We start from the raw sequence: 15417 nt of genomic DNA, 5'->3' as shown, positions 1-15417 counted from the left end.
TCTTTCGGGTAATGGCACGAACACACTGAGTGATGGAAGGCTTGTCCGTGAGAACAGTGCAGCGGCGCAGAACGGCGCCGGTGCATCACCGGGAGGGCATTTCTCTATGTCGGTAGGCGAAGAAGTCCGCGCTGAGCAGGGCAAGCCGCAGCAGAGCCTTGGCACCGCGGCCGCGCGGAACCTGGCCACCACCACCAAGTCCGTACCGCAGATGCAGGAGATCAGCTCTCGCTGGCTGCTGCGGAATCTGCCCTGGATCGACGTGCAGGGCGGCACATACCGAGTGAACCGGCGACTGACGTACGCCGTCGGCGACGGCCGCATCACCTTCATCAAGACCGGCGACCGCGTCGAAGTCATCCCCGCGGAGCTGAGCGAACTGCCCGCACTGCGGTCGTACGAGGACGAGGACGTGCTCTCGGAGCTGGCCTCCCGCTGTCGGCAGCGGGAGTACGCGCCGGGTGAACTGGTCGCCTCCTTCGGCAGCCAGACCGACGAGGTCTACCTCCTCGCGCACGGCAGGGTCGAGAAGGTCGGCACCGGTCCCTACGGCGACGACCAGGTCCTCGGAGTCCTCGCCGACGGCGCCTACCTCGGTGACCAGGCGCTGCTCGACCCGGACGCCATCTGGGAGTACAACGCCCGCGCGGTGACCGCCTGCACCGTGCTGATCCTGTCCCGACAGGACTTCGAGCAGGTCGCCGAGCGCGCCGACTCACTGACCGAGCACCTGCGGGGTCTGCGCTCGATCCCGGAGCAGCAGACCAACCGCTACGGCGAGAAGGCCGTCGACCTGGCCGCGGGCCACGCCGGCGAGCCGGACATCCCGCACACCTTCGTGGACTACGACGCCCGTCCGCGCGAGTACGAACTGAGCATCGCCCAGACCGTCCTGCGCATCCACTCGCGCGTGGCCGACCTGTACAACCAGCCGATGAACCAGACCGAGCAGCAGCTGCGGTTGACGGTCGAGGCGTTGAAGGAGCGTCAGGAGCACGAACTGGTCAACAACCGCGAGTTCGGTCTGCTCCACAACTGCGAGTACGACCAGCGGATCCAGCCGCACGACGGTGTCCCCGGCCCCGACGACCTGGACGAGCTGCTCAGCCGCCGCCGCGGCACCAAGATGCTTCTCGCCCACCCGCGCGCGATCGCCGCGATCGGCCGCGAACTCAACAGGCGGGGACTCGTCCCCGAGACGATCGACGTCGCGGGCAATCGGATCCCCACCTGGCGGGGGGTTCCGATCTACCCGTGCAACAAGATCCCGGTGAGCGAGGCCCGCACCAGCTCGATCATCGCGCTGCGTCTGGGCCAGGAGGACCAGGGCGTCATCGGCCTGCGCCAGTCCGGGATCCCGGACGAGATCGAGCCGAGCCTGTCCGTGCGATTCATGGGCATCAACGAACAGGCCATCATCAAGTACCTGGTCACGGCCTACTATTCGGCGGCGGTGCTGGTCCCGGACGCGCTGGGCGTGCTGGAGAACGTCGAGATCGGCCGCTGGCAGTGACCTCACCCGTGCGGACGCCGTGTCTCCGCCCACCCGGGCGGGTACACCCAGGGCGTACACGCCCGGTGGCCGCGCATCCGCCGCCGTACGCGGACCCGGCGAGGGGGACTCGATGACCGAGTACGTGACGCGGACCAGGCCGCACCCCGGTGAGGCGCGGGCCGGGGGATGGGGCATCCCGAGCCAGACCGACGGCGGCACCGGGGCCTTCGACGGGCACGAGGCGGCGGCGATCCTGGAGGAGACCCGGGGGACCGTCGACCCGGCGCTGCAGGCGGCGCTCGACTCGCTGCCCGGCTCGATGCGGCGGATCTCGCGCTACCACTTCGGCTGGGAGCACGCGGACGGCACCCCGGCAGCCGGCAACGCGGGCAAGGCGATCCGGCCCGCGCTGGTGCTCGCCGCTGCCGCCGCGCTCGGTGGCCCGGCGGCCGCGGCGGCGGCCCTCCCGGCCGCCGCCGCGGTCGAACTGATCCACAACTTCACGTTGTTGCACGACGACGTGATGGACCGGGACACCACCCGACGGCACCGCCTCACCGCCTGGACGGTGTTCGGCGACGCCGACGCCATCCTCGCCGGGGACGCCCTCCAGGCACTCGCCCTGGGGATGCTCGCCGCCGACCCGCATCCGGCGTCCGCGGCGGCCGCCGCCCGACTCGCGGGCTGCGTGGTGGAGCTGTGCGCCGGCCAGCACTCGGACACCGCCATGGAGAAGCGCGGCCCGTCCGAGGTCACCCTCGACGAGGTGCTCGCGATGGCCGAGGCCAAGACGGGCGCGCTGCTCGGCTGCGCCTGCGCCCTCGGCGCGCTGTACGCGGGGGCACAGGAGGAGGACGTCGAGGCGCTGGACGCGTTCGGCCGCGAGGCCGGGCTCGCCTTCCAGCTCATCGACGACGTGATCGGCATATGGGGGGACCCGCGGCACACCGGCAAACCGGCCGGTGCCGACCTGGTCGCCCGCAAGAAGTCCCTGCCGGTCGTCGCCGCGCTCGCCTCCGGCACCCCGGCCGCCACGGAACTGGCCGAGCTTTACGCGCTCCCTCACGAGCAGGGGGACGACATTGAGCGCATGACGCTGGCCGTCGAGCGGGCGGGCGGCCGGGAGTGGGCCCAGGAGCAGGCCGCCGACCGCATGGCCCGTGCGATGTCCGAACTGGCCCGCGCCATCCCGGATCCCGAATCGGCGGGTGGCCTGCTGTCCCTCGCGGAGTTCGTGACGCGACGCACCACCTGAGGAGGGGCTGCCGGTCAGGACCGGCAGCCCGGCCCTCGAAAGTCCCCGGACCTCCGGGACCGTGCGGCTCCTGACTCCGCACGGCCCCGAGGGGACCGGCCGGCGGGCCCCGCGCATCCCCACGGCGTGCGGGACCCGCCTCTTCGCGTTCGTGGAAGTCCAGTCCAGTGGATCCCCGGCCATGCGGAAGCAGTCCTCCCACTTACCCCGGTTCTTCAGAAAACCCGGTCATCACCTTGCAATCACTACATCCGAAGTACTACAACTGGAGTTGTTCGAAACCAGCCTACGAAAAGAGACCGGCTTGCGAAAGCTCACGTACTACGTCGCCTGCTCCATCGACGGCTTCATCGGTGATCCCCAGGGCGACGCCTCGTCGATGTTCGCGTTCCTGGATGAGGAGTTCCTCGGCCACCTCGCCTCCACGTATCCCGACACCATCCCGGCCCAGGGCCGCGAGTCGATGGGCCTGAAGGACGTCGAGAACCCGAACTTCGACAGCGTGATCCAGGGCCGGGGCAGCTACCAGCTCGCCCTCGACGCCGGCATCACCAGCCCCTACGGCCACCTGCGCGAGTTCGTCGCCTCCCGCACCCTCGGTGCCTCGCCCGACCCGAACGTCGAGGTCATCGACGGTGACCTGGTCGCCCGGGTACGCCGGCTCAAGGCCGAGGACAGCAAGCTCGGCATCTGGCTGTGCGGCGGCTCGCGCGTCGCAGGCGAACTGCTCGACGAGATCGACGAACTCGTCATCAAGACCTATCCGCAGGTCTACGGCTCCGGCATACCGATGTTCGGCGCGGACTTCTCGGTGACCGACTTCAGCCTGGAGTCCGTGCGCACCTTCACCAACGGAGTCCTCGTCCGTACCTACGCACGGAAGCGCTGACCGGCCTACCCTGAGGACATGGACAGGGAAAAGCACGTCTGTCCCGTCTGTGGACAGACCGTGGACACGGTGGTCCAGCGCCACAAGACGCTGGGCGCATGGGTACCGCGCTGGGTCGCGGGCCCGTGCCACAACCCCGACTGCGAGGCGTACGTCGAACCCGGCGGCGAACAGCACGGTCACACCGAGCGCTCCAGGGACACCGAACACCCCGAACAGCACGGCCGCGCCGAGTCCCCGGAGCACGCCGACGAGCGCGGCACCCCCGCACCCCCGGCCTCCTGACGCCCGCCCGGCCCGCCGGGCTAGCGTGGCCCCCTGGCCGAACGGGGAGGGGCGGACATGACGGATGTCCGAGGGCGTCGTCGCAGGGGCCGACGGTGGGCTTTCGCCCTATGGGCGCTGACGGCCGTCGTCGGGGGCGGGCTGACGCTGTGGTTGCAGGACGCGGCCAAGCCGTCCCAGCCGCCCGCCTGGCACAGGGACGAGAACCCCGCGCCGTTGCTGGAGATGGACGCGGACGACGTCCGAGGGTGCCCGACGCCGACACCCGCGGCCGACGACCCCGGTGTGACGGACGTCCAGTGCGTGTACGTCGAAGTCGTGACCCCCTAGGCCTGTCTGACGATTTCCGTCTGCCGCGCGACGCCCTGCACGCTCGCCGCACCGGGCGCAGACCCAAGGACGTCCAGTACGAGGGTCCACGCCCGCCGCACCGGGCGCACGCACCTGACGCCGTGAGACCGCCCTCCGGGCGACGACGGCAATCGTCGGACAGGACACCTAGCCCCGCGGCAGCCCGCCCGTCTCCGCGTCGCGGCCCGTCAGGCAGTACAGGCCGCCCGCAGGGTCGCGCAGTACCGTCCAGTGGGGGTGGGCGGCCACGAACCGTGCGCCGAGCCGCTCGTGCCGGGCACGCACCGCGTCGATGTCCGGGCCCGCCGCCAGGTCGAGGTGGGCCGAGACGGGCCGCTCCTCGCCGAGGCGCTGGAGCAGGAGCCGCATGGGCAGTCCGGGCGGCGGCGCCAGCACGTGGAACTCCGGAAGCGAGCCCGGCCGGGACGTCCAGTCGGGCAGGAGGCCGCTCCAGAAGGTGACTTCGGCCTCGTACGCGGACGACGGGATGTCGATGCTGACCTGGTCGAGGCGGCTGCCGGCCACCACGGGCGGGCGTACGGACTCGCCGTGCCAGGGCACCGCGCAGAACAACTGACCGGCGGGGGAACGCAGTACGGCCCACCCGTCGTGGGCGGAGACCGTGTGCGCGCCCAAGGCCAGCGCCGCCGCGAGGAACCGCTCGACGTCCTCGACGCAGAAGTCCGGATGCGCGCCGCCCGCCCCGTCGCCGACGGCCTGCACCTTCACGCAGGCGTCGGTCCCCCGCGGCAGCAGGGTGGCGAACTCGTCCTTGTCCCCACGCGGTTCGGACACGACCGTGTCCGTGACGGCGGCCCAGAAGGCACAGGCCCGCGCGAAGTGCTCGGCGGGCCGGTCGACGAAGGCGTACGTCCAGCGGACATGGGCAAGTAGGGGTTGGCTCATGCGGCGATCGTAGGCCGGGGAGAGTGCCGGACCGCCACGGTTCTCAGGCGCCCGCGCTGTCGTGCGGGCGTTCCATGAACCGCAGCAGATTCCCCGCCGGATCCCTGAACGCGCAGTCCCGCACGCCGTACGGCTGGTTCGTCGGCTCCTGGAGGACCTCGGCGCCGGCCTCGCGCACGCGCTCGTGCAGCGCGTCGCAGTCGGCCGTGGTGAAGATGACCCCGCGCAGCATGCCCTTGGCCAGCAGCCGGGCCATCAACTCCCGGTCGGCGGGGGAGGCGTCCGGGCTCGCGCCCGGCGGCTCCAGCACGATCTCCACGTCCGGCTGGAGCGGCGAGCCGACCGTCAGCCACCGCATCCCCTCGAACGAGACGTCGTTGCGGACCTCCAGGCCGAGGATGTCCCGGTAGAAGTACAGCGCCTTGTCGTGGTCGTCGACGGCCAGGAAGCACTGGCGGAGCTTGAGATCCATGGCGATCACCCTACGTACGTCGGGGGCGTGTGTACGTCCGTGCGAAGCACGGCGGGATCACCGCGCCCGCCTCGTGCGAACGCGCCCGGTAGGCACTCGGCGTCTCGCCCACCAGCGCCGTGAACCGGGCGCTGAACGAGCCGAGCGAGGTACAGCCGACCTCCATGCAGACCTCCGTGACCGTGAGGTCGCCGCGCCGCAGCAGGGCCTTGGCCCGCTCGACCCGGCGGGTCATGAGATAGCCGTACGGCGTCTCGCCATAGGCCTCGCGGAAGCTGCGCTGGAAGTGGCCGGGGGACATCAGGGCCGTTCGGGCGAGCGCGGCGATGTCGAGGCGCTCGGCGTACTCACGGTCCATCCGGTCACGCGCCTGCCGCAGCCGGACCAGATCCTCCAGGGTCACAGGCCCAGCATCGCACGCGGGTCACCCGGCCGTGGGGCGGTGCCGCGGGGCCGCGGTGCCCCGCCTCCGAGCATGCCGGAGGGGCCCGGTCGTGATGCCGACCGAGCCCCTCTCGGAAAGTCCCTCGTCCCGCGGTGGTGCACCGACCGCCGGTGTCGGGAACGGCCCGTGGTGTCAGGCCTTCTTCGTCTCCCAGAAGATCCGGTCGATCTCGGCGATGAGTTCCAGCGCCTTCTCGCCCGTCTTCGGGTCGGTCGACGCCTTCGCGGCCGACAGGGCCTTGAGGGTGTCGTTGACCAGCTGGTGCAGCTGGGGGTACTTCTCGAAGTGCGGGGGCTTGAAGTAGTCGCTCCACAGCACGGAAACGTGGTGCTTCGCGAGCTCGGCGCGCTGCTCCTTGATGACGGTGGCGCGCGCCTGGAAATGCGCGTCGTCGTTGGCGGCCATCTTCTCCTGCACGGCCTTCACCGACTCCGCCTCGATGCGGGCCTGGGCCGGGTCGTACACACCGCAGGGCAGGTCGCAGTGCGCGCTGACCGTCACCTTGGGGGCAAACAGGCGGGAAAGCATGGAGCGTTCCTTCCTCGTGATCGTCTTCTCAGGTGGGACATTACTCCCTGAGGGAACGGTTTTCGCGAGTGCCCCCATGGGCTTAGGACAAAAGTCCGGGGTCAGACTGAGACTGGTGGAGAGACGGACCAGGGGAGGTGTCGCCGATGCCGGAGCCGTCGCAGGACGTCGAGCGAGGGAGGGCCGCCGTGCCGTTCGGACTGGCCGAGGTGACCGGCCCGTCCATGGTGCCCACGCTGCACCACGGTGATCAGCTGGTGGTGCGGTACGGGGCCAGGGTGCGGCCGGGGGACGTGATCGTGCTGCGGCACCCCTTCCAGCAGGACCTGCTCGTCGTCAAACGCGCCGTGGAACGCCGCGAGGGCGGCTGGTGGGTGCTCGGGGACAACGCGTACGCGGGCGGCGACAGCACCGACTACGGCACCGTGCCCGACGAGTTGGTCCTCGGGACGGTGCGGTTCCGATACCGGCCCCGCAGACGGGATCAGCGTTCGCCGCTGGCGGCGCTGCGCTGGGCGCTCTCGGCGGCCAGGCCCGTGCTTGCCGACCGGTCCGCCTCCAGGCGCTTGCGGGCGCGGTAGGCGGCCACGTTGGCGCGGGTGGCACAGCGGTCGGAGCAGTAGCGCCGGGAGCGGTTCGTGGAGGTGTCCAGGTAGGCGTTGCGGCACGGGCTCGCCTCGCACAGGCCCAGCCGGTCGACCCCGTACTCCGTCAGGTGGAAGGCCAGGCCCATCGCGGCGATGGCCGCGTAGCCGGCGGTCGCGTTGGACGGGTGGTCGGCGAGGTGCATGTGCCACAGCGGGCGGCCGTCGTCGTCGCGGTGATCGTGCCCGGAGATCTGGGGGCTGACCGGGAACTCCAGCAGGAGTGAGTTCAGCAGGTCGACGGCGAGGGTCTCGTCGCCGCCGTCGGCAGCCTCGAAGACCGCGCGCAGGCGGCCGCGGACCGAGCGGAACCGTGTGACGTCGGCGTCGGTGGCGCGGCGGCCCGCCGAGGCGTTGTCGCCGAACAGGCCGCGGACGGCCTCGACCGAGGTCAGCGAGTCCTTGCCCCGGGCCGGTTCCTCGCTGTTGACGAGGCGGACGGCGTAGTCCGAGTAATAGGCCAGTTCCACTTGTAGTCCTTACGGAGGGGCTCTATGGTCGTCGATGCGGTCGGGTAACGGCTGATCGTGCTTCCAGGGTATTACGCGGGCGACGGAGAAGAGGGCTCCCATGACCACGACGAGTACCGGGACGGACTGGCAGGCCTGGCAGGAGAGCTGGGACCGGCAGCAGGAGTGGTACATGCCCGACCGGGAGGAACGCTTCCGGATCATGCTCGACATGGTCGAGTCGCTCGTCGGCCCCACGCCCCGCGTCCTCGACCTAGCCTGCGGCACCGGCACCATCACCGCCCGGCTGCTCGCACGCCTGCCCGGCGCCACCAGCACCGGCGTCGACCTCGACTCCGCGCTCCTCGCCATCGCCGGCGGTACCTTCGCGGGCGACGAGCGGGTCACCCTCGTGAGCGCCGACCTCAAGGACCCCGACTGGCGTGCCGGGCTGCCGCACGACTCGTACGACGCGGTGCTGACCGCCACGGCCTTGCACTGGCTGCACAGCGAACCCCTCGCGGCCCTCTACGGTCAGGTCGCGGAGCTGGTCCGCGACGGCGGTGTCTTCATGAACGCGGACCATATGATCGACGACTCGACGCCCCGGATCAACGCGGCCGAACGCACCCTGCGCCACGCCCGCATGGATCAGGCCAAAGCCGGCGGCGTCCTCGACTGGGCGCAGTGGTGGCAGCTCGCCGCCCAGGACCCCGTCCTCGCCGGTCCGACGGCCCGCCGCTTCGAGATCTACGGCGAGCACGCCGACGGCGACATGCCCTCCCCGTCCTGGCACGCGCGCGTGCTGCGCGAGCAGGGGTTCGGGGAGGCGAGGCCGGTGTGGTGCTCGCCTTCGGACACGCTGCTGCTGGCGCTGAAGTGACGCGAGGGGCGGTACGGAGAACTCCGTACCGCCCCTTCACCGTGCCTGGTGTCCGGTCAGAGGACCTTGGACAGGAACGCCTGCGTCCGCTCGTGCTGCGGGTTCGTCAGGACCTCGCGCGGGTTGCCGGACTCGACGACCACACCGTCGTCCATGAAGACCAGGCTGTCGCCGACCTCGCGGGCGAAGCCCATCTCGTGCGTGACGACGACCATCGTCATGCCGGACTCCGCCAGGTCGCGCATGACGTCGAGGACGTCACCGACCAGCTCCGGGTCCAGCGCCGAGGTCGGCTCGTCGAACAGCATCAGCTTCGGGTCCATGGCCAGGGCACGGGCGATCGCGACGCGCTGCTGCTGGCCGCCGGAGAGCTGCGTGGGGTAGTTCCCGGCCTTGTCGCCGAGCCCGACCCGCTCCAGCAGCTCCCTGGCACGCTCCCTGGCCTGGCCCCTGTTCTGGCCCTTGACCTGGACCGGAGCCTCCATGACGTTCTCGACCGCGGTCATGTGCGGGAAGAGGTTGAACCGCTGGAACACCATGCCGATGTCCCGGCGCTTCAGCGCGACCTCGCTGTCCTTCAGCTCGTACAGCTTGTCGCCCTTCTGGCGGTAGCCGACCAGCTCGCCGTCGACGTACAGACGGCCGGCGTTGATCTTCTCCAGGTGGTTGATGCACCTCAGGAAGGTCGACTTGCCGGAGCCTGACGGGCCGATCAGGCAGAAGACCTCGCCGGAGTTCACCTGAAGGTCGATGCCCTTGAGGACCTCGACGGAGCCGAAGGACTTGTGGACGCCCTCGGCCTTCACCATGGGGTGGGAGGGCTGCGTCATGCCGATGCTCCCTTCGGGCGGCGCGCGGGCAGGACGGCGGCCTTGACGCGCTGGAGCGGCGTCGGCGGCAGGCTGCGGCTCGAGCCACGGGCGTAGTACCGCTCGACGTAGTACTGCCCGACGCTCAGGATCGAGGTCATGATCAGGTACCAGGCGGCGGCGAGGAAGTACATCTCCACCGTCGAGCCCGCGTTCTGACCGATGTCCTGCGCCTCCTTGAAGAGGTCGGCGAACTGCACCGCCGAGACGAGCGAGGTCGTCTTCAGCATGTTGATGACTTCGTTGCCCGTCGGCGGCACGATCACCCGCATCGCCTGCGGGATGACGATCCGACGGAGCGTCTTGGGGTGGCTCATGCCGAGCGCGTGCGACGCCTCGGTCTGCCCCTCGTCGACCGAGAGCAGACCGGCACGGCAGATCTCGGCCATGTACGCGGCCTCGTTGAGACCCAGGCCGAGCAGCGCCGTGAGCAGCGGCGTCATGAACGACGACCAGTAGTCCTTGTAGATCGGACCCAGGTTGATGTACTCGAAGACCAGGCCCAGGTTGAACCAGACGAACAGCTGGACCAGGACCGGGGTGCCGCGGAAGAACCAGATGTAGAACCATGCGATCGACGAGGTCACGGGGTTCTTCGACAGGCGCATCACGGCCAGCAGGATGCCGCCGGCGATACCGATCACCATGGAGAGCACGGTGAGCAGCAGGGTGTTCCAGACACCGTGCAGGATTCGGTCGTCGAAGAAGTAGTCGGGGATCGCGTCCCAGTTGATATTGCCTTGCGCGAAGGCATAGACGACCGACCCCAGCAGGGCCAGCGCGACGGCCGCCGAAACGTATCGCCCGGGGTGCCGGACCGGGATGGCCTTGATGGCCTCCGGCCCGGCGGGGGGCGTCGCGTCGGGACCGTCCGTCTTGTTGACGTCAACAGTCACGGGTGGAGCCTTTCAGAGCCGAGTCGAACGGTGGCGGGTCAGGAGCCGCCGTTGATCTTGGACTCGGTGATCGCGCCGTCGGCGACGCCCCACTTCTCGACGATCTTCTTGTACTCACCGTTGTCGATGATCGCCTGGACCGCCGCCTGCAGCGCGTCACGCAGCTCGGTGTTGTCCTTGGCGACGGCGATTCCGTACGGACCGGCCTCGACCTGGTCGCCGACGATCTCGAAGTACTTGCCGCCGCCCGCGTTCTTCACGGAGTACGCGGCGATCGGGAAGTCGGCAGAGACGACGTCGGCGCCCTTGGAACGCATCCGGGTCTCGGCCTCGGGGTTGGTCGCGAAGTCCTCGATCTTGAGGGCGGCCTTGCCGTCCTTCTTGCACTTCGCCGCCTGGTCCTTGGCGAGGTCGTGGGAGAAGGTGTTGCGCTGCACGGCCATCGTCTTGCCGCAGAGGTCGTCCCAGGTCTTGATGCCCTGGGGGTCGCCCGCGTTGGTGTAGAGGGAGACACCGGCGGTGAAGTAGTCGACGAAGTCGACGCCCGCGCCGACCTTCTTGCCGGTGTCGCCGTCGATGCCTTCCTGGCGGTCCTTGGTGTCGGTCATGGCCGACATCGCGATGTCGTAGCGCTTGGACGCCAGACCACCGACGAGGGTGTCGAACGTGGCGTTCTGGAACTCGAACTTCACGCCGAGCTGCTCGCCCATGGCGGCCGCGATGTCGGGGTCGATGCCGGCCGTCTTGCCGGAGCTGTCCTTGAACTCGACCGGCGCGTACGCGATGTCTGAACCGACCTTGATGACGCCCTTGTCACGGATCGCCTTGGGCAGCTTGTCGGCCAGCGGGGCCGCACTCGTCGAGGCGGTGTCGGTGCTCCCGGAGTCCTTGTCCTTGGTCTGGTCACCACAGGCGGTGAGCAGCAGGGCGCCCGTGACCGCGAGGGTTCCTACCGCGGCGAGCCGGGTGCGCGCGGCGGTGGTACGGCGGATGGAGCGTGCGGTCATGGTGGGTGCCTCCGGCGGATGGAATGGAGATGCCGATGGGTCGACGAGAACACACACCATCGGGTGTCGCGACCTCGTGTGATGACGGCATCTTGCCATTCGGACTACGCCATTCAGGGGGCCAGCTATGTCAAAATCGGATAACGGGCGACACCCGAATCCCATCAGTCCGGTACATCACGACCGGACCAGGCCGCATCATCTGCGGGAATCCCTGCTTCCGGCCGGAAGATCTCCGGCCCATCTCGCCATGTGGATGAACACGCTCCGTCATGGCCGAGGGCCTCGGCTCGTTGTCAAGGGTTTCACCCCGACCTGTCCGGGCTGCACGCATGAGTCATCTCACTGCGGCATGACGGCGTCGGTGAGGTGTGGGAGTCCTGCAAACGGCGGCATGTGACCTTGCACCGAATGGACTCGTCGTCGGTGGTGTCCGTCCGGTAAGAAGGTTCTTTACACCCCTCACCCGGGGCTCAGGGCGCGTGTGCGGCGCGCCCGACGCGCAGTGCCCGTACGTATCACCGCTGGGTCCTGCGCGGTGCCCGCCCACTTCTCAACCAGGAGTGGCCACCCTCATCGACAAAAGACCTAAGGGGTAAGACACAGTGGCAGCGGAGATCGTCAATCCTCGCAGCGAGAGCGAAGCGGACGGAACGGGCCAGGAGGGCGGTGCGGAGCCCCTCGACGCGTTCGACCCGGTGTTCGCGCTGCACCGGGGCGGAAAGATGGCCGTGCAGGCCACCGTTCCGATCCGCGACAAGGACGACCTGTCCCTCGCCTACACGCCCGGCGTCGCGCGGGTGTGCACCGCGATCGCGGAACAGCCGGACCTGGTGAACGACTACACGTGGAAGTCGTCCGTCGTCGCCGTCGTGACCGACGGTACGGCCGTTCTCGGCCTCGGGGACATCGGGCCCGAGGCCTCCCTTCCGGTGATGGAAGGCAAGGCCATCCTCTTCAAGCAGTTCGGCGGGGTCGACGCGGTGCCTATCGCGCTCGCCTGCACGGACGTGGACGAGATCATCGAGACCGTGGTGCGCATGGCTCCCTCGTTCGGCGGTGTGAACCTGGAGGACATCTCGGCGCCGCGGTGCTTCGAGATCGAGCGCCGGCTCCAGGAGCGGCTCGACATCCCGGTCTTCCACGACGACCAGCACGGTACGGCGATCGTGACGCTGGCGGCGCTGCGCAACGCGGCCCGGCTGAGCGGACGCTCGATCGCGGAACTGCGGGCCGTCATCTCGGGCGCCGGCGCGGCCGGTGTCGCCATCGCCAGGATGCTTGTCGAGGCCGGCATCGGAGACGTCGCGGTCAGTGACCGCAAGGGCGTCGTCTCCGCGGACCGCGAGGACCTGACCGACGTCAAGCGCGAGCTGGCCGGGTTCACCAACAAGGCCGGCCTCAGCGGCTCCCTCGAGTCCGCTCTGGCCGGCGCGGACGTCTTCATCGGCGTCTCCGGCGGTACGGTCGCGGAGGCCGCGGTCGCCTCCATGGCGAAGGGTGCCTTCGTGTTCGCGATGGCCAACCCCGAGCCGGAGATCCACCCCGAGGTCGCCCACAAGTACGCGGCGGTCGTCGCGACCGGGCGGTCGGACTTCCCCAACCAGATCAACAACGTGCTGGCGTTCCCGGGCATCTTCGCCGGTGCGCTCCAGGTGCGGGCGTCCCGGATCACCGAGGGCATGAAGCTGGCGGCGGCCGAGGCGCTCGCGGGCGTCGTGGGCGACGATCTCGCGGCGGACTACGTCATTCCCTCGCCGTTCGACGAGCGGGTCGCTCCGGCGGTCACCGCGGCGGTCGCCGCGGCGGCCCGTGCCGAAGGGGTCGCCCGTCGCTGACGTGCGGCAGAGATGGCCTCGCCGGTTGCTCCTCCGGCGGGGCCGTTTTTTTACCCGTCCACCCGTCCACCCGTCCACCCGTCCACCCGTCCACCCGTCCGCCCGTCCAGTCGGGTGGATCGAGGGCTGGGTCTCGTCTCCGGGGCTGGGATCGCCCGCCCGCCGTGGGCCGTCCGGGCCGGGTGCGCGGTTCCTGCGGCCGCTCCGGCGACTGCGGCCCACCCCTGTCGACCGGTCGCGCAAGAGGGCGTGTCTCACAGTGCCCTCCGGTTTCGCCGGGCGGCGCGGGACCCTATCGTCGGGGACATGTTCGCCGTCTACGCCGCTCGAATCGACCGCGACCAGCCGCTCTCCGGACTGGAGTTGGGGGAGCGCCCAGCTCCCGGCGCCCGTCCCGGCTGGAGCACCGTCACCGTCCGGGCCGCCTCCCTCAACCATCACGACCTCTGGTCCCTGCGGGGCGTCGGCCTCGCGGAGGACAAGCTGCCGATGATCCTCGGCTGTGATGCCGCGGGCGTCGACGAGGACGGCAACGAGGTCGTCCTGCACTCCGTCATCGGCCAGACCGGTCACGGGGTCGGTCCCCGCGAGCCCCGGTCCATCCTCACCGAGCGCTACCAGGGCACCTTCGCCGAGCAGGTCACCGTGCCGACCTGGAACCTCCTGCCGAAGCCGAAGGAGCTGTCCTTCGAGGAGGCCGCCTGCCTGCCCACCGCCTGGCTGACGGCCTACCGCATGCTGTTCACCAACGCGGGGGTGCGGCCCGGTGACTCGGTGCTCGTGCAGGGCGCCGGAGGTGGTGTCGCCACGGCCGCGATCGTGCTCGGCAAGGCGGCGGGGCTGCGGGTCTTCGCGACCAGCCGGGACGAGGCCAAGCGGAAGCGGGCCGTGGAACTGGGGGCCGTCGAGGCCGTCGAACCGGGGGCGCGACTGCCCCGGCGGGTGGACGCCGTCATCGAGACCGTGGGCGCCGCCACCTGGTCCCACTCGGTGAAGTCGCTGCGGCCCGGCGGCACGCTCGTCATCTCCGGCGCGACCAGCGGCGACCGTCCTTCCCATGCCGAACTGACCCGGATCTTCTTCCTCGAACTGAAGGTCGTCGGCTCCACCATGGGCACGAAGGACGAACTGGAGGACCTGCTCGCCTTCTGCGCGGCGACCGGGGTCCGGCCCGTCATCGACGAGGTGCTGCCGCTGGACAGGGCCCGGGAGGGCTTCGAACGGCTCGCGTCCGGGGACCAGTTCGGCAAGATCGTCCTCACGAACTCCTGACGAGGTCACGCATTCCTGACGGGTTCACGAAGCACTGAAGCCGAGGCGGGTCCGGGTTCCGGGCCCGCCTTTCGCACACCTCCGGCGTCAACGGAGGTTGACATGCGTCGAGTGTCAACGTAAGTTGACATCATGACCGAAGCAACGGATCTCGCCGAGCGCGCGGGCGACCGTGATCCACGGATCGGACTGCGCGCGGTCGCCGCTCTGCGCAGGCTGCTGGAGCAGCTGGAGGCGGTGCAGGTGCGCAGTGCGCGCCATCAGGGATGGTCGTGGCAGGAGATCGCCGCGGAACTCGGGGTCAGCAGGCAGGCCGTCCACAAGAAGCACGGGAGGCAGTGATGTTCGAGCGGTTCACGAAGGACGCCCGGGAGGTGGTGCGCGGCGCCGTCGCGTCCTGCCAGGAGGCGGGCGGGGGGACCGTGGGCCCCGAGCATCTGCTGCTCGCCCTGCTGGACCGCGAGGCGAGCCGCGGCTCGTTCGCGCTGGCCGCTCTCGGGCTCCCGGTGGAGAACCGGGAGCCGGTCCGGGAGGGACTGGACGAGGCGCGCCGGCGGGCGGGCCTGTCCCGGGCGGACGCCGATGCACTGGCCGAGCTCGGTATCGACGTCACGGCGATCGTCTCCCGGGTCGAGGAGGCGCACGGGGTCGGCGTGATGTCCGGCGACCGGCCGGTGAAGGGGTGGCGGATGGGCCGCCCAGCCTTCGGACGGGACGCGAAGTCCGTCCTGGAGACGTCCCTGCGCATCGCCCTGGCCCACCGCGACCGGCACATCGGCGACGAGCACCTCCTGCTCGCGCTGACCGCCCGTCCGGGTCCGCCCGCCGAAGTCCTCGCCGACCACGGCGTCACCCACACCTCCCTGACCCGCGTCCTGTACTCCGGGGGAGAGGCCCGAGCGGGCTGAGACGCGGGGGTGCCGGGGTATCGGG

General features: G+C 70.1%; 19 protein-coding genes. 11 read left to right on the top strand and 8 right to left on the bottom strand.

Annotation, left to right across the window (positions count from 1 at the left end):
• Positions 1-106 precede the first annotated feature (106 nt).
• The 5 genes from P1P75_RS08335 (at position 107) to P1P75_RS08315 (ending at position 4254) form a co-directional block, all read left to right on the top strand.
• The gene (locus P1P75_RS08335) at positions 107-1513 is read left to right on the top strand and encodes a family 2B encapsulin nanocompartment shell protein (RefSeq protein ID WP_319253079.1); all 1407 of its coding nucleotides are present in this window, start codon (positions 107-109) and stop codon (positions 1511-1513) included.
• A 112-nt stretch (positions 1514-1625) separates the two neighbouring features.
• Complete coding sequence (locus P1P75_RS08330; RefSeq protein ID WP_319253077.1) at positions 1626-2750, top strand: family 2 encapsulin nanocompartment cargo protein polyprenyl transferase; 1125 nt, start codon at positions 1626-1628, stop codon at positions 2748-2750.
• Between the two features lie 304 nt (positions 2751-3054).
• Complete coding sequence (locus P1P75_RS08325; protein WP_319253075.1) at positions 3055-3639, top strand: dihydrofolate reductase; 585 nt, start codon at positions 3055-3057, stop codon at positions 3637-3639.
• 18 nt (positions 3640-3657) lie between these two features.
• Positions 3658-3924, top strand: coding sequence for a hypothetical protein (locus P1P75_RS08320; protein WP_319253073.1), 267 nt, complete (start codon positions 3658-3660; stop codon positions 3922-3924).
• Positions 3925-3981: 57 nt separating this feature from the next.
• Positions 3982-4254: a hypothetical protein gene (locus P1P75_RS08315; RefSeq protein ID WP_319253071.1), complete on the top strand. Its 273-nt coding sequence runs from the start codon at positions 3982-3984 to the stop codon at positions 4252-4254.
• A gap of 168 nt (positions 4255-4422) precedes the next feature.
• Here the strand turns inward: P1P75_RS08315 and P1P75_RS08310 are convergent, their stop codons facing one another.
• The 4 genes from P1P75_RS08310 to sodN form a co-directional block, all read right to left on the bottom strand.
• Positions 4423-5181, bottom strand: a complete 759-nt coding sequence (locus P1P75_RS08310) for a VOC family protein (RefSeq protein ID WP_319253069.1) — start codon at positions 5179-5181, stop codon at positions 4423-4425.
• 43 nt (positions 5182-5224) lie between these two features.
• A complete protein-coding gene (locus P1P75_RS08305) occupies positions 5225-5653 on the bottom strand; it encodes a VOC family protein (protein WP_319253067.1) in 429 nt (142 codons plus the stop codon).
• A 10-nt stretch (positions 5654-5663) separates the two neighbouring features.
• A complete protein-coding gene (locus P1P75_RS08300; protein WP_319253065.1) occupies positions 5664-6056 on the bottom strand; it encodes a helix-turn-helix transcriptional regulator in 393 nt (130 codons plus the stop codon).
• A 174-nt stretch (positions 6057-6230) separates the two neighbouring features.
• Entirely contained in the window at positions 6231-6626 is a 396-nt protein-coding gene (sodN, locus tag P1P75_RS08295; protein WP_086771226.1) for a superoxide dismutase, Ni, read from the bottom strand.
• 146 nt (positions 6627-6772) lie between these two features.
• Here sodN and sodX point away from each other — a divergent pair, with 146 nt between their 5' ends.
• The gene (gene sodX, locus P1P75_RS08290) at positions 6773-7207 is read left to right on the top strand and encodes a nickel-type superoxide dismutase maturation protease (RefSeq protein WP_319253063.1); all 435 of its coding nucleotides are present in this window, start codon (positions 6773-6775) and stop codon (positions 7205-7207) included.
• On the opposite strand, the gene P1P75_RS08285 is transcribed toward sodX, so the two are convergent.
• Positions 7111-7740, bottom strand: a complete 630-nt coding sequence (locus P1P75_RS08285) for a CGNR zinc finger domain-containing protein (RefSeq protein ID WP_319253061.1) — start codon at positions 7738-7740, stop codon at positions 7111-7113. The genes sodX and P1P75_RS08285 overlap by 97 nt on opposite strands.
• Before the next feature lie 100 nt (positions 7741-7840).
• On the opposite strand from P1P75_RS08285, the gene P1P75_RS08280 reads away from it, so the two are divergent.
• On the top strand, positions 7841-8602 hold the full coding sequence (locus P1P75_RS08280; protein ID WP_319253059.1) for a class I SAM-dependent methyltransferase: 762 nt from the start codon (positions 7841-7843) through the stop codon (positions 8600-8602).
• Between the two features lie 56 nt (positions 8603-8658).
• On the opposite strand, the gene P1P75_RS08275 is transcribed toward P1P75_RS08280, so the two are convergent.
• The 3 genes from P1P75_RS08275 to P1P75_RS08265 are packed head-to-tail and all read right to left on the bottom strand — an operon-like array spanning position 8659 to position 11374.
• Entirely contained in the window at positions 8659-9411 is a 753-nt protein-coding gene (locus tag P1P75_RS08275) for an amino acid ABC transporter ATP-binding protein (protein ID WP_319253135.1), read from the bottom strand.
• Between the two features lie 17 nt (positions 9412-9428).
• Positions 9429-10367: an amino acid ABC transporter permease gene (locus tag P1P75_RS08270; RefSeq protein ID WP_319253057.1), complete on the bottom strand. Its 939-nt coding sequence runs from the start codon at positions 10365-10367 to the stop codon at positions 9429-9431.
• Positions 10368-10405: 38 nt separating this feature from the next.
• On the bottom strand, positions 10406-11374 hold the full coding sequence (locus P1P75_RS08265; RefSeq protein WP_319253055.1) for an ABC transporter substrate-binding protein: 969 nt from the start codon (positions 11372-11374) through the stop codon (positions 10406-10408).
• A 605-nt stretch (positions 11375-11979) separates the two neighbouring features.
• Here P1P75_RS08265 and P1P75_RS08260 point away from each other — a divergent pair.
• The 4 genes from P1P75_RS08260 (at position 11980) to P1P75_RS08245 (ending at position 15392) form a co-directional block, all read left to right on the top strand.
• Positions 11980-13212, top strand: coding sequence for an NADP-dependent malic enzyme (locus tag P1P75_RS08260; RefSeq protein WP_319253053.1), 1233 nt, complete (start codon positions 11980-11982; stop codon positions 13210-13212).
• A 306-nt stretch (positions 13213-13518) separates the two neighbouring features.
• Positions 13519-14484, top strand: a complete 966-nt coding sequence (locus P1P75_RS08255) for a zinc-binding dehydrogenase (RefSeq protein WP_319253051.1) — start codon at positions 13519-13521, stop codon at positions 14482-14484.
• Positions 14485-14616: 132 nt separating this feature from the next.
• On the top strand, positions 14617-14826 hold the full coding sequence (locus P1P75_RS08250; RefSeq protein ID WP_086771218.1) for a helix-turn-helix domain-containing protein: 210 nt from the start codon (positions 14617-14619) through the stop codon (positions 14824-14826).
• On the top strand, positions 14826-15392 hold the full coding sequence (locus P1P75_RS08245) for a Clp protease N-terminal domain-containing protein (protein ID WP_319253049.1): 567 nt from the start codon (positions 14826-14828) through the stop codon (positions 15390-15392). Before P1P75_RS08250 ends, P1P75_RS08245 begins: the two co-directional genes overlap by 1 nt.
• The last annotated feature ends 25 nt before the right edge of the window (positions 15393-15417 follow it).

Origin of the sequence: Streptomyces sp. ID05-39B, from assembly GCF_033794725.1 — a bacterium.
Classification (GTDB): Bacteria; Actinomycetota; Actinomycetes; order Streptomycetales; family Streptomycetaceae; genus Streptomyces; species Streptomyces bobili.
This window is presented reverse-complemented; position numbering and strand designations above follow the sequence as displayed.

Coding starts and splice junctions, on each gene's coding strand:
- sodX (WP_319253063.1), top strand. CDS start 6,773: ATGCCGGAGCCGTCGCAGGACGTCGAGCGAGGGAGGGCCGCCGTGCCG.
- P1P75_RS08320 (WP_319253073.1), top strand. CDS start 3,658: ATGGACAGGGAAAAGCACGTCTGTCCCGTCTGTGGACAGACCGTGGAC.
- P1P75_RS08310 (WP_319253069.1), bottom strand. CDS start 5,181: ATGAGCCAACCCCTACTTGCCCATGTCCGCTGGACGTACGCCTTCGTC.
- P1P75_RS08330 (WP_319253077.1), top strand. CDS start 1,626: ATGACCGAGTACGTGACGCGGACCAGGCCGCACCCCGGTGAGGCGCGG.
- P1P75_RS08280 (WP_319253059.1), top strand. CDS start 7,841: ATGACCACGACGAGTACCGGGACGGACTGGCAGGCCTGGCAGGAGAGC.
- P1P75_RS08305 (WP_319253067.1), bottom strand. CDS start 5,653: ATGGATCTCAAGCTCCGCCAGTGCTTCCTGGCCGTCGACGACCACGAC.
- P1P75_RS08315 (WP_319253071.1), top strand. CDS start 3,982: ATGACGGATGTCCGAGGGCGTCGTCGCAGGGGCCGACGGTGGGCTTTC.
- P1P75_RS08255 (WP_319253051.1), top strand. CDS start 13,519: ATGTTCGCCGTCTACGCCGCTCGAATCGACCGCGACCAGCCGCTCTCC.
- P1P75_RS08335 (WP_319253079.1), top strand. CDS start 107: ATGTCGGTAGGCGAAGAAGTCCGCGCTGAGCAGGGCAAGCCGCAGCAG.
- P1P75_RS08265 (WP_319253055.1), bottom strand. CDS start 11,374: ATGACCGCACGCTCCATCCGCCGTACCACCGCCGCGCGCACCCGGCTC.
- sodN (WP_086771226.1), bottom strand. CDS start 6,626: ATGCTTTCCCGCCTGTTTGCCCCCAAGGTGACGGTCAGCGCGCACTGC.
- P1P75_RS08275 (WP_319253135.1), bottom strand. CDS start 9,411: ATGGTGAAGGCCGAGGGCGTCCACAAGTCCTTCGGCTCCGTCGAGGTC.
- P1P75_RS08245 (WP_319253049.1), top strand. CDS start 14,826: ATGTTCGAGCGGTTCACGAAGGACGCCCGGGAGGTGGTGCGCGGCGCC.
- P1P75_RS08250 (WP_086771218.1), top strand. CDS start 14,617: ATGACCGAAGCAACGGATCTCGCCGAGCGCGCGGGCGACCGTGATCCA.